The organism is Xenorhabdus santafensis, assembly GCF_033949405.1.
GTDB classification, from domain to species: domain Bacteria; phylum Pseudomonadota; class Gammaproteobacteria; order Enterobacterales; family Enterobacteriaceae; genus Xenorhabdus; species Xenorhabdus santafensis.
In genome coordinates, this window is sequence record NZ_VCDN01000043.1 from 50,036 (window position 1) to 76,778 (window position 26,743).

The 26,743-nt window shown below is 44.0% G+C and carries 24 protein-coding genes; 17 read left to right on the top strand and 7 right to left on the bottom strand.

All coding sequences use genetic code 11. The features are described 5' to 3' along the window. Nucleotide 1 precedes the first annotated feature (1 nt). The 15 genes from cdsA to FE392_RS11290 all read left to right on the top strand — a co-directional run bounded on the left by cdsA (nucleotide 2) and on the right by FE392_RS11290 (nucleotide 18,034). Complete coding sequence (gene cdsA, locus FE392_RS11220; protein ID WP_319930313.1) at nucleotides 2–865, top strand: phosphatidate cytidylyltransferase; 864 nt, start codon at nucleotides 2–4, stop codon at nucleotides 863–865. Between the two features lie 9 nt (nucleotides 866–874). Then, nucleotides 875–2,227, top strand: a complete 1,353-nt coding sequence (rseP, locus tag FE392_RS11225; protein WP_319930315.1) for a sigma E protease regulator RseP — start codon at nucleotides 875–877, stop codon at nucleotides 2,225–2,227. A gap of 34 nt (nucleotides 2,228–2,261) precedes the next feature. Next, entirely contained in the window at nucleotides 2,262–4,649 is a 2,388-nt protein-coding gene (bamA, locus tag FE392_RS11230) for an outer membrane protein assembly factor BamA (RefSeq protein ID WP_319930316.1), read from the top strand. Nucleotides 4,650–4,752: 103 nt separating this feature from the next. Continuing rightward, nucleotides 4,753–5,250, top strand: coding sequence for a molecular chaperone Skp (gene skp / locus FE392_RS11235; RefSeq protein WP_319930317.1), 498 nt, complete (start codon nucleotides 4,753–4,755; stop codon nucleotides 5,248–5,250). A 3-nt stretch (nucleotides 5,251–5,253) separates the two neighbouring features. After that, nucleotides 5,254–6,282: a UDP-3-O-(3-hydroxymyristoyl)glucosamine N-acyltransferase gene (gene lpxD, locus FE392_RS11240; RefSeq protein WP_319930318.1), complete on the top strand. Its 1,029-nt coding sequence runs from the start codon at nucleotides 5,254–5,256 to the stop codon at nucleotides 6,280–6,282. Between the two features lie 149 nt (nucleotides 6,283–6,431). Further along, nucleotides 6,432–6,884, top strand: coding sequence for a 3-hydroxyacyl-ACP dehydratase FabZ (gene fabZ / locus FE392_RS11245; RefSeq protein WP_092513314.1), 453 nt, complete (start codon nucleotides 6,432–6,434; stop codon nucleotides 6,882–6,884). Between the two features lie 3 nt (nucleotides 6,885–6,887). Further along, entirely contained in the window at nucleotides 6,888–7,685 is a 798-nt protein-coding gene (lpxA, locus tag FE392_RS11250) for an acyl-ACP--UDP-N-acetylglucosamine O-acyltransferase (protein WP_319930319.1), read from the top strand. 9 nt (nucleotides 7,686–7,694) lie between these two features. Beyond that, nucleotides 7,695–7,919 carry a hypothetical protein gene (locus FE392_RS11255; RefSeq protein ID WP_319930320.1) on the top strand — a complete coding sequence of 75 codons (225 nt, stop codon included), beginning with the start codon at nucleotides 7,695–7,697 and terminating at the stop codon, nucleotides 7,917–7,919. Beyond that, nucleotides 7,920–9,104, top strand: coding sequence for a lipid-A-disaccharide synthase (gene lpxB, locus FE392_RS11260; protein WP_319930321.1), 1,185 nt, complete (start codon nucleotides 7,920–7,922; stop codon nucleotides 9,102–9,104). Then, on the top strand, nucleotides 9,104–9,694 hold the full coding sequence (gene rnhB / locus FE392_RS11265) for a ribonuclease HII (protein WP_319930322.1): 591 nt from the start codon (nucleotides 9,104–9,106) through the stop codon (nucleotides 9,692–9,694). The genes lpxB and rnhB overlap by 1 nt, the downstream gene beginning before the upstream one ends. Before the next feature lie 15 nt (nucleotides 9,695–9,709). Further along, nucleotides 9,710–13,192: a DNA polymerase III subunit alpha gene (dnaE, locus tag FE392_RS11270; RefSeq protein ID WP_319930323.1), complete on the top strand. Its 3,483-nt coding sequence runs from the start codon at nucleotides 9,710–9,712 to the stop codon at nucleotides 13,190–13,192. Nucleotides 13,193–13,204: 12 nt separating this feature from the next. After that, nucleotides 13,205–14,164: an acetyl-CoA carboxylase carboxyl transferase subunit alpha gene (accA, locus tag FE392_RS11275; protein ID WP_319930324.1), complete on the top strand. Its 960-nt coding sequence runs from the start codon at nucleotides 13,205–13,207 to the stop codon at nucleotides 14,162–14,164. Nucleotides 14,165–14,440: 276 nt separating this feature from the next. Further along, nucleotides 14,441–15,358 carry a DMT family transporter gene (locus FE392_RS11280; RefSeq protein WP_319930325.1) on the top strand — a complete coding sequence of 306 codons (918 nt, stop codon included), beginning with the start codon at nucleotides 14,441–14,443 and terminating at the stop codon, nucleotides 15,356–15,358. A 33-nt stretch (nucleotides 15,359–15,391) separates the two neighbouring features. After that, on the top strand, nucleotides 15,392–16,747 hold the full coding sequence (gene tilS, locus FE392_RS11285) for a tRNA lysidine(34) synthetase TilS (RefSeq protein ID WP_319930326.1): 1,356 nt from the start codon (nucleotides 15,392–15,394) through the stop codon (nucleotides 16,745–16,747). 813 nt (nucleotides 16,748–17,560) lie between these two features. Then, on the top strand, nucleotides 17,561–18,034 hold the full coding sequence (locus tag FE392_RS11290) for a VapA/VapB family virulence-associated protein (RefSeq protein WP_319930327.1): 474 nt from the start codon (nucleotides 17,561–17,563) through the stop codon (nucleotides 18,032–18,034). Between the two features lie 392 nt (nucleotides 18,035–18,426). On the opposite strand, the gene rof is transcribed toward FE392_RS11290, so the two are convergent. Continuing rightward, on the bottom strand, nucleotides 18,427–18,693 hold the full coding sequence (gene rof, locus FE392_RS11295; protein ID WP_319930328.1) for a Rho-binding antiterminator: 267 nt from the start codon (nucleotides 18,691–18,693) through the stop codon (nucleotides 18,427–18,429). 313 nt (nucleotides 18,694–19,006) lie between these two features. Here rof and nlpE point away from each other — a divergent pair, with 313 nt between their 5' ends. After that, nucleotides 19,007–19,735, top strand: a complete 729-nt coding sequence (nlpE, locus tag FE392_RS11300; RefSeq protein ID WP_439153481.1) for an envelope stress response activation lipoprotein NlpE — start codon at nucleotides 19,007–19,009, stop codon at nucleotides 19,733–19,735. A gap of 108 nt (nucleotides 19,736–19,843) precedes the next feature. Here the strand turns inward: nlpE and proS are convergent, their stop codons facing one another. The 6 genes from proS to metN form a co-directional block, all read right to left on the bottom strand. Next, entirely contained in the window at nucleotides 19,844–21,550 is a 1,707-nt protein-coding gene (gene proS, locus FE392_RS11305; protein ID WP_319930337.1) for a proline--tRNA ligase, read from the bottom strand. Nucleotides 21,551–21,787: 237 nt separating this feature from the next. Next, nucleotides 21,788–22,495, bottom strand: a complete 708-nt coding sequence (tsaA, locus tag FE392_RS11310) for a tRNA (N6-threonylcarbamoyladenosine(37)-N6)-methyltransferase TrmO (protein WP_319930329.1) — start codon at nucleotides 22,493–22,495, stop codon at nucleotides 21,788–21,790. Between the two features lie 28 nt (nucleotides 22,496–22,523). Next, nucleotides 22,524–22,904, bottom strand: a complete 381-nt coding sequence (rcsF, locus tag FE392_RS11315; protein ID WP_319930330.1) for an envelope stress sensor lipoprotein RcsF — start codon at nucleotides 22,902–22,904, stop codon at nucleotides 22,524–22,526. Nucleotides 22,905–23,060: 156 nt separating this feature from the next. Beyond that, a complete protein-coding gene (locus tag FE392_RS11320; RefSeq protein ID WP_319930331.1) occupies nucleotides 23,061–23,876 on the bottom strand; it encodes a MetQ/NlpA family lipoprotein in 816 nt (271 codons plus the stop codon). Between the two features lie 128 nt (nucleotides 23,877–24,004). Continuing rightward, complete coding sequence (locus FE392_RS11325) at nucleotides 24,005–24,658, bottom strand: methionine ABC transporter permease MetI (RefSeq protein WP_319930332.1); 654 nt, start codon at nucleotides 24,656–24,658, stop codon at nucleotides 24,005–24,007. Continuing rightward, nucleotides 24,651–25,682 carry a methionine ABC transporter ATP-binding protein MetN gene (gene metN / locus FE392_RS11330; RefSeq protein WP_319930333.1) on the bottom strand — a complete coding sequence of 344 codons (1,032 nt, stop codon included), beginning with the start codon at nucleotides 25,680–25,682 and terminating at the stop codon, nucleotides 24,651–24,653. The genes FE392_RS11325 and metN overlap by 8 nt, the downstream gene beginning before the upstream one ends. 178 nt (nucleotides 25,683–25,860) lie before the next feature. Between metN and gmhB the strand changes: the two genes are divergently transcribed. Further along, nucleotides 25,861–26,427, top strand: coding sequence for a D-glycero-beta-D-manno-heptose 1,7-bisphosphate 7-phosphatase (gene gmhB / locus FE392_RS11335; protein WP_319930334.1), 567 nt, complete (start codon nucleotides 25,861–25,863; stop codon nucleotides 26,425–26,427). Nucleotides 26,428–26,743: the final 316 nt, after the last annotated feature.

Here is a 26,743-nt window from a genome sequence, read left to right on the forward strand (position 1 = left end):
CTTGCTGAAGTACCGTCTTTTAACTACGTTGATATTAATTCCTCTAGTCCTTGCAGCACTGTTTTTCCTTCCTCCATCAGGGTTTGGGCTGGTTGTCATTGCTGTTTCCGCACTTGCGGCATGGGAATGGGGGCAATTTGCCGGTCTGTTCACTCAGGCTAAACGTATTACGCTGGCTGTGTTATTTGCTGTAGGATTATTGATCTTACAATACTCTTTGTCGGATTTTTCTCATCTCATTGAAAAGCCACAAATTGTATATCTATTGTGGGCTGGGATGCTTTGGTGGGTAGCTGCAATTTTATTGGTAGTTACTTATCCGGCTTCTGCCTCTGTCTGGAAATCATCCCTTGTATTGCGCCTGTTGTTTGGGGTTCTGACCATTGTGCCATTTTATTGTGGAATGATGGTGCTACGTACCCTAGGTTATGAAAACAATACCTATGATGGCTCATGGTGGCTATTGTATGTGATGCTGCTGGTGTGGGCTGCTGACTCTGGCGCCTATATTTTCGGTAGAACGATGGGTAAACACAAAATGGCACCGAAAGTATCACCCGGTAAAACGCTTGAAGGGCTTTTCGGGGGATTGTTAACGGCAGCTCTGGTTTCATGGCTGTTCAGTCAGTTTACTCCTGCCCTGGCAAAGCCAGAACATTTGTTACTGATTTCCACGGTTGTGGTTATTGCTTCGGTGTTTGGTGATTTGACAGAGAGCATGTTCAAGCGGGAAGCTGGGGTCAAAGATAGTAGCCAGTTGATTCCCGGGCATGGGGGTGTCATGGATAGGGTTGACAGTTTAACAGCGGCAATTCCTGTATTTGCAGGGTTGGTAATGTTAATTTCTTCTGGATTTTCTCTCTGAAGGTAGGTAATGGATATTCTCTGGAATCTGGCTGCATTTATTGTTGCTTTAGGCGTTCTTATTACGGTGCATGAATTTGGCCATTTTTGGGTGGCCAGACGATGTGGCATTTATGTTGAACGCTTTTCCATCGGGTTTGGTAAAGCTCTTTGGCGCCGTACAGATAAACAGGGAACAGAATACGTTATCGCTCTTATCCCTCTTGGCGGGTATGTCAAAATGCTCGATGAGCGCGTGGAAGAAGTATCTCCTGAGCGTCGTCATATGGCATTCAACAACAAAACTATTGGCCAGCGTGCGGCAGTGATCAGCGCTGGCCCAATAGCAAACTTCATTCTGGCAGTCATTGCTTATTGGTTGGTGTTTATCATTGGCGTGCCATCAGTGCGCCCTGTCGTGCTGGATGTTAAACCCAACTCAATCGCTGCTCAGGCAAATATTTTGCCCGGAATGGAACTAAAAGCCGTTAATGGTATCGAAACACCTGATTGGAATGCGGTACGTCTTGCCATGGTAAGCAAAGTGGGTGAAGCATCTATGACCATAGATCTCACGCCTTTGGATTCGGTGAACCAAGTACAAAAGACGCTGGACTTGCGCGGGTGGAAATTTGATCCATCCAGGCAGGACGCGGTGCTGTCTCTGGGGATTATGCCAGTTATGCCCCGGAGCAGTTCGCAAATAGAGAAGGTTTATCCAGCTTCAGCTGCTGAAAAAGCGGGTTTACAAAGCGGGGACAGGATCGTTAAAGTCAACGGTCAGGATATAGATGTCTGGCACACTTTTTCATCTTTTATCAGAAATAGTCCGAATGTTCCTCTAAAATTGGACGTTGCAAGGGCGGGGGGAATCATCACCTTGTCTCTGACTCCCGAAGCTAGAAAGTTATCCAGCGGTCGTGAGGAAGGTTTTGCTGGCGTTGAACTTAAAGTCATTCCACTGGAGGAGGAATATAAAACTCTCCAACAGTACGGGCCTTTTTCTGCCATTTATGAGGCAGGAGATAAAACGTGGCAATTAATGAAGCTGACGGTCAGTATGCTCGGCAAATTAATTGTGGGTGATGTGAAGCTCAATAACTTGAGTGGCCCGATATCCATTGCCAAAGGTGCCGGAGTATCGGCTGAATTTGGCTTGGTGTATTATTTAATGTTTTTGGCACTGATTAGTGTCAATCTTGGGATCATTAATTTGTTCCCATTACCTGTACTAGATGGTGGACACCTGCTTTTCCTTGCTATTGAAAAGATTAAGGGAAGGCCGGTCTCCGAGCGTGTACAAGACTTCAGTTATCGCATTGGTGCTATGTTGCTGATGTTATTAATGGGGCTTGCACTTTTCAATGATTTCTCCCGCTTTTAAGGTGGGAGACCGGTTAGGAAAACGCATAACAACGATGGCGATGAAAAAGTTGCTCATAGCGTCGCTGCTGTTCGGCAGCGCCACTGCATACGGTTCAGACGGATTCGTAGTTCAGGACATTCATTTTGAGGGTCTTCAACGTGTCACCGTTGGTGCAGCATTACTGAACATGCCAGTTCGCGTAGGTGATTCAGTCAGCGATGAAGACATCAGTCGCACGATTCACGCACTGTTCGCGACTGGAAACTTTGAAGATGTTCGTGTCTTACGTGATGGCAATTCACTGGTTGTTCAAGTAAAAGAACGGCCAACCATCGCTAACATTACTTTCTCCGGTAACAAGGCGGTGAAAGATGACATGCTCAAACAGAACTTAGAGGCCACTCGTGTTCGTGTTGGTGAAGCGCTTGACCGCACCATGTTGTCCAATACGGAAAAAGGGCTGGAAGATTTTTACTACAGTGTTGGTAAATACAATGCGACAGTGAAAGCCGTTGTCACTCCGCTGCCCCGCAACCGTGTTGACTTAAAACTTGTTTTCTCTGAAGGGGTTTCTGCCGAAATCCAACAAATCAATATTGTTGGTAATAAAGCCTTTTCTACTAATGAACTACTTAATAATTTCCAGCTAAGGGACAATGTGCCTTGGTGGAATAAAATAGCTGATCGAAATTACCAGAAGCAAAAGCTGGCAGGTGATCTTGAAACTTTGCGTAGTTTTTATCTTGATCGAGGCTATGCTCGCTTCAATATTGATTCAACCCAAGTCAACCTGACGCCAGATAAAAAAGGCATCTATATAACCGTTAACATCACCGAAGGCGATCAATACAAAATTGCAGGTATTGATTTGAACGGTAATTTGGCTGGTTATCAACAGAAAATAGAAGAACTGACCAAAATTGAGCCGGGTTCGCTGTATAACGGTGCTGAAGTAACCAAAATGGAAAACAGCATCAAAAATCTGCTCGGTCGTCATGGTTATGCTTATCCGCGTGTAATGACGCAACCTGAAATCAATGATGCTGACAAGACGGTTAAGCTGCAAGTGAATGTTGATGCCGGCAACCGCTTCTATGTGCGTAAAATTCGCTTCTCGGGCAACGATGTCAGCAAAGACACGGTATTGCGTCGTGAAATGCGTCAAATGGAAGGCGCATGGCTGGGCAGTGATTTAGTTGAACAAGGCAAAGAGCGTTTAAACCGACTGGGCTATTTTGAAACGGTTGATGTTGCTACGGAACGTGTATCGGGCAGCCCGGATCAGGTCGATGTGGTCTACAAAGTTAAAGAGCGCAATACGGGCTCCATGAACTTTGGTGTCAGCTTTGGTACAGAAAGCGGCATGGGTTTCCAAGTTGGTGTCCAACAGGATAACTGGCTGGGAACGGGTAATAAAGTATCAGTAAATGCCACTAAGAACGACTATTCAAAATCGACGGACATCTTTATAGAGAACCCTTATTTTACCGTTGATGGCATTAGCTTGGGTGGGCGGATATTTTATAACGACTTCCGTGCTGATAATGCTGATCTTTCGAACTATACCAACAAAGCTTATGGTACAGAAGGATCAATGGGTTTCCCATTGAATGAAAATAACTCCATGTTGTTGAGATTGAGTTATATACATAACTCCTTGTCTAACATGCGGCCACAGGCTGCGATGTGGCGTTATTTGAATAAAATGGGTAAAAAACAGAATTATGATGACAAGGGGAAATTTGATAGCAACGATTTCTCTGTGACGCTGGGATGGATATATAACAACCTCGATAGAGGTTTCTTCCCGACATCAGGCGTAAGAACATCATTGGATGCGAAATTTACCTTACCTGGCTCAAACAACCAATTCTATAAAACGACCTGGAATACGGCTGGTTATTATCCATTGAATGATGACCATTCATGGGTGCTGACGGGGCGTGCACGCCTGGGTTATGGTGGTGGTTTGGGTGGTAAAGAGATGCCATTCTATGAAAACTTCTATGCCGGTGGTTCCAGCAGCATTCGTGGCTTTAAATCGAATAACGTCGGTCCGAAAGCCATTTATTTAGACAAGACTGGTAAAGCAGAGCCAAATAGCCCATCCCGTGATGCTGTGGGTGGTAATGCGGTAGCGGTGGCCAGCTTTGAACTTATCACACCAACTCCGTTCCTTGATGCGAAATATGCCAATACCGTTCGGACTTCTTTCTTCATAGATGCTGGTACGGTGTGGGATACCAATTGGAATAAAACTGACTACGCTGGGATGCCTGATTACAGCAAACCAAATAATATCCGTGTTTCGGCAGGTATTGCGCTGCAATGGTTGTCACCAATAGGGCCACTTACCTTCTCTTATGCGAAACCAATTAAAGAATACGCCGGTGATAGAGCTGAGCAGTTCCAGTTCAATATTTCTGGCGGAACTTGGTAATTTAACATCATTTTGGTAAAAAAAACGCCCCATTGTCTATTATTAGATGGGGCTACCTTGAGTCTTTTAATCTGTAAAATAGCGTAGGTCAAAGGAGTTTATAGTGAAAAAAGTATTGTGTGCTGCGGGTCTTGGTATGGCATTAGCGTTCTCTGCCGGTGTTCAGGCAGCAGATAAAATTGCTTTAGTGAACGTTGCTGATGTTTTCCAACAACTGCCAGCTCGTGAAGCTGTAGCAAAACAGTTGGACAACGAATTTAAAGGTCGTGCATCCGAATTACAGCGCATGGAATCGGATTTACAGACTAAGATTCAGAAATTGCAGCGTGATGGTGCAACTATGAAAGCCAGCGAACGCGAAAAGTTAGAAAAAGACGTTGTGGCGAAACGTGATGAATTTGCTAAGAAAGCACAGGCTTTCGAAAATGATAATCGTCGTCGTCAGATGGAAGAGCGTAACAAAATTCTGAATCGCATTCAGGATGCTGTTAAAGTAGTTGCTGGTAAAGAAGGATACGATCTTGTACTTGATGCAAATGCAGCTGTGTACTCTGCATCTGGTAAAGATATCACAGCAGAAGTACTGAAACAGGTTAAATAGTAGATGGTTTCAATTCGATTGGCTGACCTCGCTCAGCAGTTGAATGCGCAATTGCAGGGTGATGGCGATATCGTCATCACTGGCATTGCTCCAATGTATTCAGCAAATAGCGAGCAAATTACATTTTTATCTGACAGTCGTTATACTGACAAACTCGCTGAATGTCAGGCTGCGGCTGTTGTATTGCGAGAAGAAGACCTGCCTCATTGCAAGGTTGCCGCACTGGTCGTCAATGACCCTTATCTCGCCTACGCACGCATGGCACAAATCATGGATACCACTCCACAGCCTGCGCAGGACATTCATCCATCTGCAGTCATTTCTCCCGATGTCGTTTTGGGTAAAAATGTGGCCATTGGTGCTAATGCGGTTATCGAATCAGGTGTAGTACTGGGCGATAATACCGTTATTGGTGCGGGTTGCTTTATTGGAAAGAATGCACGGATTGGTAATGGAACCCGCCTGTGGGCCAATGTATCGGTATACCATAATGTTGAAATTGGTGAATCGTGTCTGATCCAATCAGGAACTGTTATAGGATCTGATGGTTTTGGTTATGCTAATAATCGTGGCAATTGGATTAAAATACCTCAGTTGGGTACGGTAATCATTGGTGACCGCGTTGAAATTGGCGCTTGCACAACGATTGATCGCGGTGCGCTGGATAACACTGTTATCGGTAACGGTGTTATCATAGACAATCAATGCCAAATTGCCCACAATGTAACGATCGGCGACAACACCGCAATAGCTGGTGGTGTCACTATGGCAGGTAGCCTGAAGATTGGTCGTTATTGTATGATTGGTGGCGCAAGCGTCATTAATGGGCATATGGAGATCTGTGATAAAGTAACAGTAACGGGTATGGGCATGGTTATGCGTCCAATCACAGAGCCTGGTGTATATTCGTCGGGTATTCCACTACAACCAAACAAAACCTGGCGTAAAACAGCAGCCTTAGTCATGAACATTAATGAGATGAGTAAGCGCTTGAAATCACTGGAACGTCAACTAGAAAATAAAAGCGAGTAATCAGCGGACAATTTTGGTTAAACGTTTTTAGTTAGCATTTTGGTTGTGTTTTTAATTTTTGCGGCCTGCTTGATAACTCTGCATTTGGGGTTTAGCGCAGGCCGTGTCGTTAATATTATGATTCTTATATAGACAGGAAGAGTATTTAGATGAGTGATAATCATACTCTGCATATTGAAGAGATTTTAAATTTACTGCCTCACCGCTACCCATTTTTACTGGTAGATCGTGTTTTAGATTTTGAGGAAGGTAAATTTCTGCGCGCAGTCAAGAATGTAACTTTCAATGAACCATTCTTTCAGGGGCATTTCCCGGGTAAACCGATTTTCCCAGGCGTGTTAATCCTTGAAGCAATGGCTCAAGCTACCGGAATACTGGCATTCAAAAGCGTCGGCACACTTGAACCGGGTGAATTATATTACTTTGCAGGTATTGATGGCGCTCGCTTTAAGCGTCCTGTTCTGCCTGGTGACCAGATGGTAATGGAAGTCGAATTCCTTAAAGAACGTCGCGGTGTTGCATGTTTTAGAGGCGTAGCTAAAGTTGATGGAAAAGTGGCTTGCGAAGCTGAAATGATGTGTGCACGCCGTCGCGGGGCTTAATCCATGATTGATCAGAGTGCAATTATTCATCCTTCTTCCATTGTGGAAGAAGGTGCTGTTATTGGAGCCAATGTTCGCATTGGCCCATTTTGTTTTATTGGTTCTCAGGTTGAAATTGGTGAAGGGACTGAACTGAAATCCCACATCGTGGTTAATGGAATCACTAAGATTGGCCGCGATAACGAAATTTATCAATTTGCTTCTATCGGCGAAGCGAACCAAGATCTCAAATATCAAGGCGAACCAACCCGCGTTGAAATTGGTGACCGCAACCGTATCCGCGAAAGTGTTTCCATCCATCGGGGCACTGTGCAGGGTGGTGGTGTAACCAAAGTTGGCAGTGACAACCTGCTGATGATCAACGCTCATATTGCCCATGACTGCATTATTGGCGATCGCTGTATCATTGCCAACAATGGCACATTGGGTGGGCATGTCATTCTGGGCGATTACGTGATTATCGGTGGCATGACTGCGATTCACCAATTCTGTCAAATCGGCTCCCATGTTATGGTTGGCGGTTGTTCGGGGGTCGCTCAAGACATACCTCCTTATGTTATTGCGCAGGGCAATCATGCCACGCCTTTTGGCTTGAACATTGAAGGCTTGAAGCGTCGTGGGTTTGATAAAGAATCCCTGCATGCAATCCGCAATGCTTATAAGATGCTTTATCGCAGTGGGAAGACATTGGAAGAAGCCAGACAAGAGATAAATGCTCAGGCGGAAAACAACCCGCATGTGAAAGTATTCAGCGATTTTCTGACGAATTCAGCAAAATCCAACCGTGGCATTATTCGCTAGATATACCCTATGGATTTCAAGATGCGTCGCGGCGGCAAGGGAATGACAAATTCGTCGGGAACGAATTTGAACAGCCAAAGGCTGGCCTCCGGTGAGAGGCAGGAGCCTCTCATAATCCCCAGGAGCATAGATAACTATGTGACTGGGGTGAATGAGTGCAGCCAACAAAGAGGCAACTTGAAAGGCGACGGGTATATACCCTATGGGTTTCAAGATGAAATACAACGGGTATAGATGAAGGATACTCCTTTGACTACCATTTCTTCTGTTAGCAATCAGCGGCCGCTGACAATTGGTTTGGTTGCCGGAGAAACATCTGGCGACATTCTTGGTGCAGGGCTGATTCGCGCATTGAAAGCAAAAATCCCGGATGCCCGCTTTGTGGGTGTTGCTGGTCCTCTTATGCAGGCGGAAGGTTGTGAAGCCTGGTATGAGATGGAAGAACTGGCAGTAATGGGGATCGTTGAAGTTCTAGGGCGATTGCCCCGCTTGCTGAAAATACGCAAAGATTTAACGGCCCGTTTTGCTGAATTGAAGCCGGATGTATTTATCGGCATTGATGCCCCTGATTTCAACATTACTTTAGAGGGTCAGCTTAAACAGCGTGGGATCAAAACGATCCATTACGTTAGCCCATCAGTATGGGCGTGGCGTCAGAAACGCGTGTTTAAAATTGGTCGCTCGACGGATTTGGTGCTGGCATTTTTGCCGTTTGAAAAAGCGTTCTACGAGCGGTTTAATGTCCCATGTCGCTTCATTGGTCACACAATGGCCGATGCAATGCCTCTGCAAGCAGACAAAGCAGCCGCCAGAGAAAGATTGGGCATTCCATTTAATGCCCATTGTCTGGCGATGTTGCCTGGTAGCCGTCATGCTGAAGTGGAGATGTTGAGTGCTGACTTTCTAAAAACAGTACAGCAGCTACGCAAGAAATTGCCTGATTTGCACGTATTGGTTCCTTTAGTGAATGCCAAGCGCCGTGAACAATTTCAGCGGATTAAAAATGAAATTGCTCCGGACTTGCCAATTCACCTATTGGATGGAAATGCCCGTGATGCCATGATTGCCAGTGATGCGGCTTTATTGGCATCCGGTACGGCTGCACTGGAGTGTATGCTAGCTAAATGCCCAATGGTGGTGGGCTATAGAATGAAACCTTTTACATTCTGGCTGGCAAAACGCCTGGTGAAGACACCGTATGTTTCCTTGCCTAACTTGCTGGCAGGCAAAGAGTTAGTCAAAGAATTATTGCAGGATGAATGCGAGCCTCAGGCGTTATCAGAGGCTTTGTTACCTCTTTTACAAGGTGGGGAAGAGGTAGAAATGCTGAAAAAAACATTCCTGCATTTGCATGAAAGCATTCGTTGTGATGCTGATGAACAGGCTGCACAGGCCGTTCTGGAATTAGCGAGAAGATAATGGATTTTGTTTATCCTCAGGCAAATTTGATTGCTGGTGTTGATGAAGTTGGACGCGGCCCCTTAATTGGGGCTGTTGTTACTGCGGCAGTGATTTTGGATCCCGCTAACCCCATTACTGGCTTGACGGATTCGAAAAAACTCACGGAAAAACGCCGTGAAGCGCTGTATCTGGAAATTCAAGAAAAAGCCTTGTGCTGGAGCCTTGGGCGTGCCGAGCCAGAAGAGATAGATAAGCTCAATATCCTCCATGCAACGATGCTTGCCATGCAGCGTGCGGTAGCAGGCTTGGCAATCGTGCCTGATTTCGTCCTGATTGATGGCAACCGTTGCCCTGCATTGGCAATGCCGGCACAAGCTGTGGTGAAAGGGGATAGTCTGGTGGCTGAAATCAGTGCCGCCTCTATCCTTGCTAAAGTAACGCGTGACAGAGAAATGGCAGAATTGGATAAACAATTCCCTGAGTACGGTTTCGCGAAACATAAAGGTTATCCTACCGCCTTGCATCTGGAAAAATTAGCGTTGCTGGGTGCTACGGAACATCATCGTAAAAGTTTTGCGCCGGTTAAACGGGCGTTAGGTCTTGGATAAATATCTGGGCAAACTATGACAGAACCACGTTTTGTGCACTTGCGTGTTCACAGCGACTATTCAATGATTGATGGTCTGGCTAAGACTAACCCATTGGTGAAAGCGGTTGCCAAGTTGGGGATGCCGGCTTTTGCGATTACGGATTTTACCAACCTGTGCGGGTTGGTAAAATTTTATGGCAGTGCACATGGTGCAGGCATCAAGCCGATTATTGGTGCTGACTTCTATATGGAAAGTGATTTGTTGGGTGACGAATACGCTCACCTGACAGTTCTTGCCCGCAATAACGAAGGTTATCAAAACCTGACGCTATTGATTTCTGAAGCTTACCAAAAAGGTTATGGTGCGATTGGCCCAACAATCAAACGGGAATGGTTGGTAAAATATCGTGCGGGTTTGATCCTGCTATCGGGCGGGCGTATGGGGGATGTCGGGAAATTCCTGCTGCGTGGCAATCGTGCGATGGTGGATCAGTGCCTCGATTTCTATCATGAGCATTTCCCGGATAGTTATTACCTCGAATTGATCCGTACAGGACGTCAGGATGAAGAAAACTATCTTCATGCGGCAGTTGAATTGGCGGCAGAAAAAAATCTGCCCGTTGTGGCAACCAATGATGTCTGTTTCTTAGAAAGCGAAGATTTTGACGCACACGAAATCCGGGTAGCCATTCATGATGGCTACACATTGGTAGATCCAAAGCGTCCCAAAAATTACAGCCCTCAGCAATATTTACGCAGTGAACAGGAAATGTGTGAGCTTTTCTCCGATATTCCTGAAGCGCTGCAAAACAGTGTAGAAATAGCTAAACGCTGTAATGTCACTATCCGCCTTGGTGAGTACTTTCTTCCGCAATTTCCAACGGGAGATATGAGCACCGAAGATTTCTTGATTGAAAAATCCAAACAAGGTCTGGAAGAGCGTTTGGAGTTTCTTTATCCCGACCCGGAAATCAGAGCGCAAAAACGAACGGAATATGACGAACGTCTGGATATTGAACTAAAAGTTATCAACCAGATGGGATTTCCCGGTTACTTCCTGATAGTGATGGAGTTTATCCAGTGGTCAAAAGATAATGGTGTTCCTGTAGGGCCGGGCCGTGGCTCCGGTGCAGGATCGCTTGTGGCCTATGCTTTAAAAATTACCGATCTTGACCCATTGGAATTCGATTTGCTGTTCGAACGTTTCCTTAACCCTGAACGTGTCTCGATGCCTGACTTTGACGTCGATTTCTGCATGGAAAAGCGTGATCAGGTGATTGATCACGTTGCAGATATGTATGGGCGAGACGCGGTATCCCAGATAATCACTTTCGGTACAATGGCCGCAAAAGCGGTTATTCGGGACGTGGGCCGTGTACTTGGTCATCCGTACGGGTTTGTTGATCGTATATCAAAATTAGTGCCTTCCGATCCCGGCATGACGCTGGAAAAAGCCTTTGTAGCAGAGCCTCAACTGCCTGAAATTTATGAAGCAGATGAAGAGGTCAAAGCGCTTATCGATATGGCGCGTAAGCTGGAAGGCGTCACCCGCAACGCCGGTAAGCATGCCGGTGGTGTTGTTATTGCACCAACCAAAATTACTGATTTTGCCCCTATTTATTGCGATCCGGAAGGGCTAAACCCGGTTACCCAGTTTGACAAGAACGATGTGGAATACGCGGGGTTGGTTAAGTTTGACTTTCTTGGGTTGAGAACACTCACCATTATCAACTGGGCGCTTGATATGGTGAATGTACGCCGAGCCAAAAAAGGCTTGGAGCCTATCGATATTGCGGCTATTCCGCTGGACGATAAGAAAAGTTTCGATATGCTGCAACGGGCGGAAACGACAGCGGTGTTCCAGCTTGAATCCCGCGGCATGAAAGACCTCATCAAGCGTCTGCGTCCTGACAGTTTCGAAGACATGATCGCATTGGTGGCGTTGTTCCGTCCGGGGCCGTTGCAATCTGGTATGGTGGATAACTTTATCGACCGTAAACACGGCCGGGAAGAGATCTCTTATCCGGATGTTGAGTGGCAGCATGAATCTTTGAAACCCGTATTGGAGCCAACTTACGGCATCATTTTGTATCAGGAACAGGTGATGCAGATTGCTCAGGTATTGGCGGGTTATACCTTGGGCGGCGCGGATATGCTCCGCCGGGCAATGGGTAAGAAAAAGCCTGAGGAGATGGCTAAGCAGCGTTCGGTATTTGAAGAAGGTGCAATAAATCAGGGTGTCGATGGCGAACTCTCGATGAAAATCTTCGATTTGGTGGAGAAATTCGCGGGTTATGGCTTCAACAAATCACACTCAGCTGCTTATGCATTAGTTTCTTATCAGACTTTATGGCTGAAAGCACACTATCCGGCCGAATTCATGGCGGCCGTGATGACCGCAGATATGGATAACACCGAAAAGGTCGTTGGATTGGTCGATGAATGTTGGCGCATGGGGTTAAAAGTCTTGCCGCCAGATATCAACAGTGGCCTGTACCATTTCCATGTCAATGATGACGGTGAAATTGTTTACGGCATTGGTGCAATTAAGGGTGTGGGTGAAGGGCCGATTGAGGTCATCATTGAAGCCCGCCAGTCTGGCGGACACTTTAAGGAGCTGTTCGACCTGTGCGCGCGAGTTGATACCAAAAAGATAAATCGTCGCGTGATGGAAAAACTGATCATGTCCGGCGCTTTCGACAGGTTGGGGCCACATCGTGCGGCATTGATGTCTTCGCTGGAAGATGCGTTAAAAGCAGCGGAGCAACATGCCAAAGCTGAAGCTATCGGTCAAACGGATATGTTTGGCGTGTTGGCTGAAGAACCGGAAGAAGTTGAGCGTTCATATGCCAGCACACCAGAATGGCCGGATCAGGTGGTTCTGGACGGGGAGCGTGAAACGCTGGGGCTGTATCTGACAGGTCACCCTATTACTGGTTATCTAAAAGAAATTGAACGTTACACAAATGGATTGCGTCTAAAAGATGTGAACCCGACACCTCGTGGTCAAGTTACGACTGTGGTAGGTTTGGTTCTGGCTTCCAAAATATTGACAACCAAGCGTGGAAACCGGATTGGCATCAGCACGCTGGATGATCGTTCCGGTCGGTTGGAAATCATGTTGTTTTCCGATGCGCTGGAAAGGTATCAACATTTATTGGAACAGGACAAAATTTTGATAGCTACCGGACAAGTCAGCTTTGATGACTTCAACGGTGGGCTTAAAATGACGGTCCGTGAATTAATGGATATCAGCGAGGCTCGTGAAAAATTTGCACGTGGTCTTGCTATCTCGTTGTCAGACAGGCAAATTGATGAACAATTATTGAACCGTCTTCGTGGCGCTTTGGAGCCACATCGTTCAGGGACGATACCGGTTCATCTTTATTACCAGCGGGTAGATGCCCGTGCCCGTTTAAGATTCGGTGCAACATGGCGGGTAACACCAACGGATACCCTTTTGACAGATCTGCGAACTCTGCTGGGTAACGAGCAGGTAGAATTAGAATTTGACTAAAATAGGAACGTTATGAGTCTGAACTTTCTGGATTTTGAACAGCCGATTGCCGAGCTGGAAGCGAAAATCGATTCGCTCACCGCAGTTAGCCGTCAAGATGAAAAGCTAGATATAAATCTGGATGAAGAAATCCAACGTTTGCGAGAAAAAAGCCTGGAGCTGACTCGCAAGATTTTCTCTGATTTAGGAGCATGGCAAGTATCCCAGTTAGCGCGCCATCCTCTGCGTCCTTACACACTGGATTACATCAAGCGTATTTTTACAGATTTTGAAGAGCTGGCAGGCGATCGCGCCTATGCTGATGACAAAGCAATCGTTGGTGGCCTGGCACGTATCGAGGGTCGTCCGGTGATGATTATTGGTCACCAGAAAGGGCGTGAAACGAAAGAGAAAATCCGTCGTAATTTTGGCATGCCATCGCCAGAAGGCTATCGTAAGGCGTTGCGATTGATGGAAATGGCTCAGCGTTTCAAGTTGCCAATCATCACCTTCATTGATACTCCTGGCGCCTATCCCGGCGTGGGGGCTGAAGAACGTGGTCAGTCAGAGGCGATTGCCCGTAATTTACGTGAAATGTCTCATCTTTCTGTTCCAATCATCTGTACGGTTATCGGTGAAGGCGGATCTGGCGGTGCGTTGGCATTAGCCGTTGGTGATAAGATAAATATGTTGGAATACAGCACGTTCTCCACGATTTCTCCAGAAGGCTGTGCTTCTATCTTGTGGAAGAGTGCTGAAAAAGCGCCACTGGCAGCGGAAGCAATGGGAAATACAGCCCCACGTCTGAAAGAACTGAAATTGATTGATACCGTTATTCCTGAGCCATTGGGTGGTGCACATCGTCACTACGACAAAATGGCGGAGGCATTGAAAAATCAATTACTGTCCGATCTTGCTGAATTGAGTGAATTGGACGATGAAGAATTAGTTAACCGTCGTTATGAACGCTTAATGCAATACGGTTACTGCTGATTTTCGACAATATTAAGTTCTGATTAAATTCTGAAATAAATTTTAAAAGCTGCCGTAATATATGGCAGCTTTTTATAATGCAATAATCTTGCTTATATGTTGATAACAGGTGGAACACGCTGATGGAGGATAACTCCTCAGTATTTCCACCTTTTTTATTATTTAGAGGAGTGAAAACATCACTTTCTATACCATCTGGTATTATTATTCCTGATGACATTAGGGTGGAGTAGGGTATCTCATCGATTAGGATTAAAAAAATAAGTTGAGTTTTCTATGGCCAAATATAAATACATTATTTATGCATTTTCTTGTGTACTTATCTGGAGTTTTATTCCTTCAATAGCCCGTTTTGGGCAGAAAGATATGGATCATTTCCAATATCTATTCTGGTCAAATGTGCTGTCTGTTTTAGCGGTATTTGTGGTTGCACTTGTCATGGGAAAGAGCTGGAAGCAACTTTTACTCATCCCTTTTCCCGTGATACTTAAGGTATTGATCTTGGGCGCATTGGATTGTTTCTTCTATCTGCTGCTCTACTATGGCTATTCCATTGAGAATGGGGTGGCTGTTTTGGTAATTCAATATAGTTGGCCACTGATGATTATCGGGTTGTCGTTTTTCTTGTTTAAAGAAAGGCTGTCAATCAGGCAAATGATCGGCATTGCAATAGGCTTTATTGCTGTCGTGATTACCTTTACAAAAGGCAATATTACGGAAATTGCAGTAGAGCACCCTCTGGCATTGCTGCTGGTATTCAGTGGAGCGTTTTGTTTTGCATTGATGTCTGTACTATCAAGGCAATTTGCCATTGATTCCTATATCTGTACATTTTGGGTGTTTCTGTGTTCGACGCTAGTTTCCGCTGTATTTATGTTCGCCTTTAGCCGCATTAATGTACCTGTTGGTGATTCACTGGTGCCGACGTTGCTCAACGGTATCATATTAAATGGTGTTTCCTACATCATTTGGTTCAAAGCCATGAATGGCCCTGATTCCCACAAAACTGCGTCGATATTGTTTTTATCGCCCATCTTATCAATGATGTGGATAGTCCTGTTTTTTGGCGACGCTTTTGTTCCGGCTTATGTCATAGGATTGGCACTTGTTATTATCTCGGGCCTGCTTTGTATTAAAGCCAAGAATAAGGATTCTGGACAGGAAGAACTGAGGAATGATTTTGCTGAAGATTGATCTGGCTAAAGTGAAGAAAGGCTTGGTACTGCAATGACAAATATTCATGAGCCTCTGTTGGCGATGCTGGCTGAACAGGTCGGATCATATAAAAAAATATTGGTTGGTTTCAGCGGTGGATTGGATTCCATCGTATTGCTGCATTTGTTGGTACGCCTGCGCAATCAATATCGGCAATCACAGCGGGAACCGTTGATGTTAAGGGCTATCCACATCCATCATGGTTTGAACGTAAAAGCGGATTCATGGGTTGAACATTGCCGTCAGGTTTGTACTGATTGGCAGGTTGATTTCCTTACTGAAAAAGTCAGTCTGAATACACGTCAGGATGGCATTGAGGCTGCGGCCCGTGATGCTCGTTACCAATCTTTTAGGCGTGAATTACAGCGAGATGAGATTTTAATAACGGCGCAACATCTTGATGATCAGGCGGAAACATTCCTTTTGGCTTTAAAGCGGGGGAGTGGCCCTGCTGGCCTGTCTTCCATGCCTTCCAGTATGCGTTTTGCTGGAACGACATTGCTTCGTCCATTGTTGAATGCAAGCCGGGCAGAGTTAGAAAAGTATGCGCAGGTACAAGGGTTGAAATGGATTGAAGATGATAGCAATCAAGACGATCGCTATGATCGTAATTTCCTGCGACTGCATATTACGCCATTGCTTAATCAGCGCTGGCCTCACTTTCCACAGGCGGTTTCCCGTAGCGCCAATCTGTGTGGAGAACAAGAGCAATTGTTGGATGAATTGTTAAGCGAGGCGTTGAAAGAAGTAACCACATCGGAAGGGGCAATATCTATCCCGCCTTTGATAACCTGCTCCGAAGCTAAACGTAATGCATTGCTGCGTCGCTGGCTGGCTTGGCTTGGCATAAAAATGCCTTCACGAGAGCAATTACAACGTATCTGGTCAGAAGTGGCACTTGCCCGTCAGGACGCAGAGCCTTGTTTCAGATTAGGTCAACATGATATCCGTCGCTATCGGCAGAAACTCTGGCTGACTCCTCTTTATCAACGTTTAGCGGGGAGAACGATTGAATGGAATTGGGGCGCAGAACAGAAACTGACCTTGCCGGACGGTTTGGGAGAGCTAATGCTGACGGAAGGAAAGATGTTTGAAGTCAGGGCGCCAGATGAACATGAACGAGTGACCATTCGTTTTGGTATACAAGGCCATATCAGCATTGTCGGGCGGCAACATTCCCGCCACAGTAAAAAGCTATGGCAGGAACTGGGGGTTGCTCCTTGGTTAAGGGAAAGAACACCATTGCTTTACTATAACGACCAATTGATTGCGGCACTGGGCGTTTTCGTGACAAAAGAAGGCCAATGTCTGGCTGATGAAAAAGGCATTTCAATTCAGTGGAGAGGGAAAGAACCACGTACTGAGTGATAAATTGACGATCATTTATGCCCCGGAACTGAATGAAAGACTTCAGCTTTTTACCGGAGGCCAGCCTTGGATTGGGCAAGTTCGTTCCTGACGAATTTGCCGTTCTCTTGCCATTGTTCTGCATCTTGAAACCAATGAATATTTATACGTAAATATAATGCTGTATTGCTTTGCTGTGTAATTAAATATTCATTTATCAAATAAGATGTTCACTTATTAAATAAGTTTCTTTATAAGAGTATGTTATAAATAAATTTCTGAGCAGAGATAAATTAACCTTATGTTATATTTTGAATTATTTATTATTGAAAAATTCAAATTATATACTATATTTCAAAGTATAGAAAAAAATTGACAACCATTTAAAATGGCGTTTTTATTTTTATTGCATGTCAAATTGTTTCTCCGTTTATCATGTTTATTCTATTTAGTGGCAGGTGGGTTATTTTTATCAAAGCAAACTTTTTCTTCCTATCTCTATGTATAAATAACCTTACTGTTATATACGAAAAGTATTAACTGATGATTGATCATGGTTTTTTTAATAGGGTTATAGGTAAGTGCTAACATTGAGTAAAATATACCTGTTGTCTTTCACATTGCAGTTTAGCCAGCTTTGTTCGCTACTCTCGCTAACTCTGGCTACTGTTTTTATAAGCAGTCAGTTATCTATATTATTTTCTTGGGGATTAATGCTATCACAGCCTTGGTGAAATTCGATTTCCATTGAATTTATATATATATAATTTTTTGTTTTATAAATGTAATGATTTAAAGATAAATAATATTTTTAAATTAGAAAAGAGGCATTTTATGATGAAGGTAAATAATATAGATCACTCTATTATAAATAATTATATTAAAGATGATCTTAATAAAAGATTTTTTCAAGACATGAAAGGACGAGAAATAGATCCAGTGCTTATCGTCAATCCAGCGGAAAAGATCCTGATTTCCACTAAAGGGGAGAGCGCGGATGCATTTGCTTCAATGATAAGTGAAATAATTTATTTTCGTCTTAATGTAACGGTTGATAATAGCGGCAGGACGTTTAACGGTCAGGGATGGAGCCTGAATAGTATTGGAGTAGGTGGTTTTACTGGCAGGATCTATTCTGATGATTTAACTATTCTTTATATGAAAGCACACCGCTTTTGGTTTTATGAGGTGTTTACATTAATTTTTATCGCCTTTTATGATGATGAATCAACATATTTAGGTACGTTCAGAGGTAGCGGAATTTCGAGCGCCAGTGGCATTGGTTCTGGCACAGGTATTTTTTATTGATGCTGATGAAATGAATAACATGTTTTTCCCAGATAACAGAAGGGATTACATTGTATGAATTTTTAGATGAGGCAACAAAGCTGCACCGTGAAAGATGAAGGAAATATTTCATAGATTGGATTCATTGTGTTAGATGAGTCTTTTCATCTGGGAAAATGTCTTTCGATATTGAATTTACCAAAGTAATATTTTGTTTTTTAATAAGTGAGAGAGTGGTTTTTTATATAAATAATGGTTTTTGTATATAAATGATAATCTTTACAGAAGTAATCAGGCAATTGAGATGATATTTAGCAAATTAGATGAAAATGCATTTCCAGATAGACAAAAGCCCTCATAATAATTGAGGACTTTTGTGCTGTGCCGTTGTAATTTTATGTATATATTGATTATCACAACGAGGAACGTTCAATAACGATTGTTCCAATCTCTGGATGACTAAAACTGATAATGTGATCTAACCTTAATTCACGGGTTTCTCCATCTGATTCGACGAGAAGGTATTCAACTTTCTTTCTCAAGATCAATTCCTTAGCCTTCCCCTCAAATAACTTATCATCTATCAATTGAATGTGTAAATGTAGCCGATGCTGACAAGCAAGTTCAAGGTTATCGTAATCGTCACAGTTAATTGGTTGATATTCAGTATCTATAGACATATTTGCTCACCACTATGTTAGTGGCGGTGATTGTGCCGCCCGTGATTGACCAAACTTAAACGTAAAAATGCTACCTACGACTATAGCACACTAACCTTCTGTGATGACTGCATAAGCCTGTGGTAACTACGTTGAAATTAGAAGTAGGTTAAACTGCTACCTGGTCATTATGCAATGAGATTGCATCATAATATTTTATTTTCTCTCTATGTATTTTGAGATACGGTAAAGTAACGTCAATCTTGCCACGTAAATCTCATGTTTTATAGCTTGTTGACGTTATAAAATAATGGGTTGGGATTTACTGGATATTATGTTGAATTTTCTGGGTAAAATGATGATGAAGAAAAAATTATTACTGGCGTTGCTGGCTGCTGGAGTATTTACAGTGGCAGGATGTCAGAAGCACGGTGCACTATCAGACAGCTCAGCATTGCAGGTCAAGGCAGTATCGCAGGATAAGATTTTGCCAACTGAAAAAGTGTTTAGTGGTGTTATACCTTGCGCAGATTGTGCAGGGATTGAGATGACATTACAGCTTGCTAAGGATGGGGAATATATTCTGGGGCAAACCTATCAGGGAGCTAAAAGTGAGGAGAATACGTTTTTTGAAACCGGTCATTGGGTAGTTAGTGGTAAAAAAATCGTATTGAGCAGTGAAGAAGGCAAAAAATCTTATTACCAAATGAAAGGCGAAAATCTGGTTATGCTGGATATTCAGGGTCAGCCGATCCAATCAAATTTCAACTACGAATTGGCTAAAGTCGCCCCGAAAAAGCTGGCAGGGGAGTACAGCTATTTTGCTGATTCGGCAACCTTTACTGAGTGCGGCACTGGAAAACGTTATGATGTTTCAGAAAATATCGATCTGGAGCGTGGCTACAGTGCTACGGGAGTAGAAGGCGGTACACCCGTTTATGTAGAAGTAGAGGGATATTATACTCTTCGCCCTTCTATGGAAGATGGCCTGTTTGATAATTCGCTGATCCAGACAGGCAAGATTCATTTCGATAAGGCATCATCTTGCAATACTAAAAAGTAATGCTGATGAGTTGAGCAATCCCTAAAAAATTAAAAAGGCCCGCACAAAGTAAATGTGCAGGCCTTTCAATTCAATCAGCCCTTTCAGGCCAGATCAAATGTGTTGAAGTTACCCTTTCAGGAATTCGACAACATTTTCCAGTTTCAGCAATTGCTTGTCACCGCTGCGACGACATTTGTATTCGATCTCGCCGTTATCAAGGTTGCGATCGCCGATAACCAGAGTGTGCGGTACACCAATCAGCTCCATGTCGGCAAACATAACACCTGGACGCTCTTTGCGGTCATCAAAAATTACATCAATACCGCTGGCACGTAAGTCAGCATAGAGTTTTTCTGCCACTTCTTTCACGCGGTAAGATTTGTGCATGTTCATTGGCAGAATTGCTACTTGGAACGGTGCAATGGCATCAGGCCAAATAATGCCACGATCATCGTGGTTCTGTTCAATTGCAGCAGCAACAATTCGGGTTACACCGATACCGTAACAGCCCATTGTAACAACCTGATTTTGCCCATCTTCATTCTGTACTGTCGCTTTCAGGGCATCTGAATATTTAGTACCCAATTGGAAGATATGGCCCACTTCAATGCCGCGCTTGATTAGCAGAGTTCCTTGCCCGTCTGGGCTGACGTCACCTTCGACTACATTACGGATATCTGCAACTTCTGGCAGTGGCAAATCACGTTCCCAGTTAATGCCGAAGTAATGTTTGTCATCCATGTTGGCACCGGCACCAAAATCACTCATGACAGATACGCTACGGTCGATAATGACAGGCATTGGCAGGTTGACTGGGCCCAAAGAGCCAGGGCCTGCTTTCACGATGGCACGGATTTCTTCTTCAGTTGCAAATGTCAGAGGGCTGGCAACCAACGGTAGTTTTTCTGCTTTGACTTCATTCAATTCATGATCACCGCGCACCAATAGAGCAACTAATTTGTGCCCACTTTCTTCGGTGGCATGAACCATCAATGTCTTGACGGTTTTTTCGATTGGCAGATTGAATTGTTCAACCAGTTCCGCAATAGTTTTTGCATTTGGCGTATCCACCAGATGCATTTCTTCTGATGGTGCAGCACGTTCCTGAGATGGCATAACGGCTTCTGCCAGTTCAATATTCGCGGCGTAGTTGGATTCGGTAGAGAATACGATATCGTCTTCCCCACTTTCTGCCAGAACCTGGAATTCATGGGAAGCACTGCCGCCGATAGAACCGGTATCTGCCAGAACCGGACGGAAATCCAGACCAATACGAGTAAAGATTTTGCTGTAAGCATCGTACATCTTATCGTAAGTTTCTTGCAGGGATTCTTGGGTTGTGTGGAAAGAGTATGCATCCTTCATGATAAATTCACGGGAACGCATCACACCAAAACGTGGACGGACTTCATCACGGAATTTAGTCTGGATCTGGAACAGATTCAACGGAAGCTGTTTGTATGAAGTGACTTCATTACGAATCAGATCGGTAATGACCTCTTCATGGGTTGGCCCTAAAACGAAAGGACGTTCACCGCGATCAACAAAACGCAGTAGCTCCGGGCCATATTGTTCCCAACGGCCGCTTTCTTGCCACAAATCTGCTGGCTGAACTACCGGCATGGAAACCTCAATCGCTCCTGCATTATTCATTTCTTCACGAACAATGTTTTCAACTTTCTTCAACACACGAACACCTGTCGGCATCCAGTTGTATAGACCTGAAGCGAGCTTACGGATCATTCCGGCACGAAGCATCAGTTTATGACTGACTACTTCAGCATCAGCAGGCGTCTCTTTTAAAGTAGAGAGCAGATATTGGCTAGTACGCATAGTAAGTTTCCATTGGATATACCCGTCATCTTTCAAGTTGCCTCTTGGTTGGCTGCGTTCATTCACTTCGGTCACAGAGTTATCTATGCTTCCGGAGGTTCATTCCCTTGCCGCTGCGGTGCATCTTGAAATCCATGGGGCATAGCAAATTGCTTTTGGGTGACAAAGTATTGCCACCCAACCCAGAAAAAAATAAACCACTAGTTTACCAGCGAGCTTGCGATGTCCAAAGGGGTTTTAGCGGGGTTCGATAGAAACTACTTCTGTCATCGTGCCGTGAACCACCCAGCGGACATTGAAATCCAGAATATGAACAGCATATATCCTGTGTTTCTGCTCCTTCTTACGATAGGCAGGACGGGGATCTTGGGCCAAAATTTGGCAGATAAAGCGCCGTAAATGAGGATAATTGGCCTGATGGGATAAAAGTTGGCATTCCGCTTCTGGTGAGAAACCCACGTCCATATTGGCTTCAGGCGCTGATTGGGCAAAGCCCGCTCTGGCCTCAGGATGAGATTCGGCAAAAGGCAGATAAGGTTTTATATCAATGACAGGGGTTCCATCAACCAGATCTAAGCTGCCAAGTTCCAGAATAACTCGATTGTTTTTGCATTGAATATCTTTCAATTCGACTAATGACATCCCAATCGGATTTGGGCGGAAAGTTGAGCGGGTAGCAAATACCCCCATTTTGGCATTTCCACCCAAACGAGGAGGGCGCACCAAGGGATTCCAGCCACCTTCCATAGTTTGGTGAAAAATAAAAATAATCCACAAATGGCTGAATTGTTCTAACCCGCGTACTGCATCAACTTGATTAAAGGGCGTAAGTAACTCTAGCTGACCTGTTCCATCTTCCACCAAGCCTGGTTGACGGGGGATAGCAAACTTCTCTTTATAAGGAGAATGAATGGTGCCTATTTGTGTAAAATGAAAATCGGTCATGGGTGTTTTTTAATAGCGGTTTGAATAATTAATTATTTGTCGTCAACAGAGCTGAACCTTCACAAACGGCAACTTGGTAACAACCTTGACCAGACAAAATAGCACATTGATGAAGCAAGACGGCATTAGCATTTAAAGAAGCGGCTTTTGTCAGCATGCCTTGGCGAGCTTTTTCAATGCTTGCTGGCGGATCTTGCAATGTGTTGCGACAGGATTCGCCAGCAACAATACCTAAATCTTTAAAGGGCGAGCCTGAAAGCTCATCTGTTTTGGTATATAGGCGGACATTATAGGCTGCATTGCTTTTCTTGATTGATTGGTGTTGTTTTTCCGCTTTATCAACTTGAGTTGTGAGTGAAGTACAGCCAGCCATAAAGAGCGCCATGAAACAGATAGGTAACACACGCATCGAATTGGATCCTTATATTGATAATGTCAGTATATAGGGAATGAATGGCTCTTAACTCTGAAACTCAAATGAACTCATTCAATTTTCTCAAAAAAATGGGTGGATATAAAAATATCCACCCGATGATTTTAATCTTGATTGGCTTAATATGAAAGATTACCAGCCTTTAATCGCTCCACCTTTGAAAACTTCCAAGGCTTCTTGTTCTACTTCCGGAGATTGGTATGCTTTCACGAATTTTTGTACGTTTTCAGCATCCTTATTATCTTCACGGCTAACGATAATGTTTACGTAAGGTGAATCTTTATCTTCAACAAAAATCCCATCTTGTTCTGGTGTCAGGCCAATTTGCCCGGCGTAGGTATTGTTGATAATGGCCAGAGCAATTTTCTGATCATCCAGTGAACGCGGCAATTGAGGCGCTTCCAACTGAACAATCTTCAAGTGTTTAGGATTGCTGGTAATGTCCAAAAGCGTTGGCAACAAACCAACACCCTCTTTCAGTGTGATTAAGCCTTGTTTTTGCAATAATAGCAGAGCACGGCCCTGGTTGGTTGGATCGTTTGGTATAGCAATTTGCGAGCCATCTTGCAGTTCATCCAGAGATTTAATCTTCTTGGAATAAGCAGCCATTGGGAAGATAAAAGAGTTACCAACAATGGCCAGCTTATAATTGCGATCTTTGACTTGTTGATCTAAAAACGGTTTATGCTGGAAGATATTGACGTCAATATCACCCTTGCTCAGTGATTCATTCGGCAGTACATAGTCATTGAATGTGGTCAATTCAACATCAAGGCCGTATTTATCCTTGGCGACTTTCTTGGCAACTTCTGCAACTTTTAATTCGGGCCCTGCGATAACACCCACTTTAATGTGATTTGGATCTCTTTGTTCTTGCCCGCAGCCTGCAAGAGCTAAAGTGCCTAATAATGCGCCTATTACAGCAACGGTTTTTAATTTCACTGACATATTTTACCCCTATTGAATACTGAATTATAACCTGTCTAATCAAGCTAATGCGTACTACTATAATGAGGCTTTCGAATATAAGCCCTGTTGTAATAGGTGCTGTTACCAGCACCTTTGTTGACGTAACGTTATTTACGGTTAACCGCTTTTGCCAGGCGATCGCCGCTCAATTGGATCAAGAATACTAAAACAACCAATAAAGCTAATACGGTATTCATCACGGTTGCATCATAGCCGATGTAACCATATTGGTAGCCAATTTGCCCAAGGCCACCGGCACCGACAGTACCGCCCATCGCGGAATAGCCAACGAGAGTAATTAACGTAATCGTGGCAGCATTGATTAAACTTGGCAGTGCTTCTGGCAATAAGATCTTTTTGACAATTTGGAACGGCGTTGCGCCCATCGCACGTGCTGCTTCGATCAAGCCAGATGGAATTTCCAATAAGGCATTCTCAACCATGCGGGCAATAAAAGGTGCCGCACCGACAGTGAGTGGAACAATCGCCGCTTGTAACCCAATGGACGTTCCTACAAGCAACCGGGTGAATGGGATCATCCATACCAGCAGGATAATAAAAGGCACTGAGCGCGTAATATTGGCTAATGCCGAAAGTATGCGGTAAAGTGTTGCATTTTCAATAATCTGCCCAGGACGGGTAACATATAGAAGTACGCCCGCTGGCAATCCGATAACAAAGCCAAAGAAACCAGAAACAAAAGTCATCACGAGAGTTTCCCAGACTCCTTTAGCCAATAATAAAATCATTCCTTCAGACATAACCGAGAACCTCTACCTTTACATGATGCTCTTTTAAAAACGCGATTGTTGCTTTGATATTGTCACTTTCACCATCTAACTCAGCTAGCATGACACCAAATTTGACCCCGCCAGCGTAATCCATTTGGGAGCTCAGGATACTGATATCAATATTGAAACGGCGAACTGCCATGGAAATTAAAGGGGCATCAACGGATTTGCCTGTAAATTCCAGTTTCAGCAATGGACAAAGGTCAGGTGCGCATTCCGGCTGTAATTTCTGCACATAGTCTTCTGGAATATCCAAATGCAGCGTAGCTTTAATGAATTCTTGTGCAACCGGCGTTTTGGGATGTGAGAATATTGCGCTCACAGTATCTTGCTCAATCAATTGACCGCCACTGATAACAGCAACTTGATCACAGATGCGTTTAACGACATCCATTTCATGGGTAATCAAAAGAATAGTAAGGCCCAGACGACGGTTAATGTCTTTCAGCAATTCAAGAATCGAACGGGTTGTTGCCGGATCGAGTGCGCTGGTGGCTTCATCGCAAAGAAGCACTTTTGGTGAATTCGCCAAAGCACGGGCAATAGCAACACGCTGTTTTTGACCGCCAGACAAATTGGCTGGGTAAGCATCATGTTTATCAGCAAGACCAACCAATTCCAGCAATTCGTTAACTTTGGCCTTTATTTCTGCTTTTGGTGTGTTATTCAATTCTAAAGGCAAGGCAACGTTGCCAAACACCGTTCTGGATGACAATAGATTAAAGTGCTGGAAAATCATGCCAATATGACGACGTGCATGAGTGAGTTCACGATCGGAAAGTGCAGTAAGATCTTGCCCTGCAACCAATACCTGACCTGATGTTGGGCGCTCAAGCATATTCACACAGCGGATCAAGGTGCTTTTCCCTGCACCGGAAGAACCAATGACACCATAGATTTGCCCTTGCGGGACATGTAAGTTGATATCTGAAAGCGCGTTGATTGAGCGCGTTCCTTGTTGAAATATCTTATTTATCTGAGTCAGTCTTATCATTTTTTTCTTATTAAATGTAAAGATGAATGACTTGAGGGCATTTCAACAAGTCATGATTTGAAGTGGATGTTAAGGCGTCTAGACGTCTAAGTCAACTGTGAATAAATTAAATGCTGCATTCTCATTCAGTCATGAATCATGCGATACTGTCAGCTTCGCATATTCTCGGAGCAATCAAGTGACTCAAGGTATTCCCGCCGTATTTTTAGATCGTGACGGCACGATTAACATCGATCATGGTTATGTACATGAAATAGATAACTTCCAATTTATTGATGGCACCATCGAAGCCATGCTGGAATTGAAAAAAATGGGCTATGCGCTGGTTCTGGTAACAAATCAGTCGGGCATTGCACGCAAGCTCTTTACAGAAGAGCAATTTGTACAATTAACAGAATGGATGGATTGGTCACTGGCAGACCGCGGTGTTGATCTGGATGGTATCTATTATTGCCCACATCATCCTGAAGCAAGCGATGAAGAATATAAGAAAGAGTGCCATTGTCGTAAACCTCAGCCGGGCATGCTGCTGGATGCACAGGAAGAATTGAACATTGATATGTCGTCTTCTTATATGGTGGGCGACAAAATAGAAGATATGTTGGCAGCTAGTGCAGCAAATGTTGGAACAAAGGTACTGGTTCGTACAGGAAAACCAGTCACTGAAGTTGAAGAACAAGCCGCAGATTTGGTTATTAATAGCCTGGCAAACCTACCAAAAGTGATAAAAAATAGGCAAAAATAGCCTGTTTGTCTAAATTTAAAGCGCTTGAGCAGAAAATTATAAAATAAGGCTTGCGTAAATCAGAAGGCTCCCTATAATGCGCATCCGTTGTCACGACAAACACACAAACATGTCGAGATGACAAAGTGAAAAGCCCCGAAAAATAAGGCTTGACACTGAAAGAGGAAAGCGTAAGATACGCAGCCTCGCAACCCGGAACAGGCTTCCGGTTGCACCGCTCTTTAACAACTGAATCAGACAATCTGTGTGGGCACTCGCAAGACACTATCACAAAAAAATACGTTTTAAAGTCTTGAAGAGTGAACAACAGTTAATT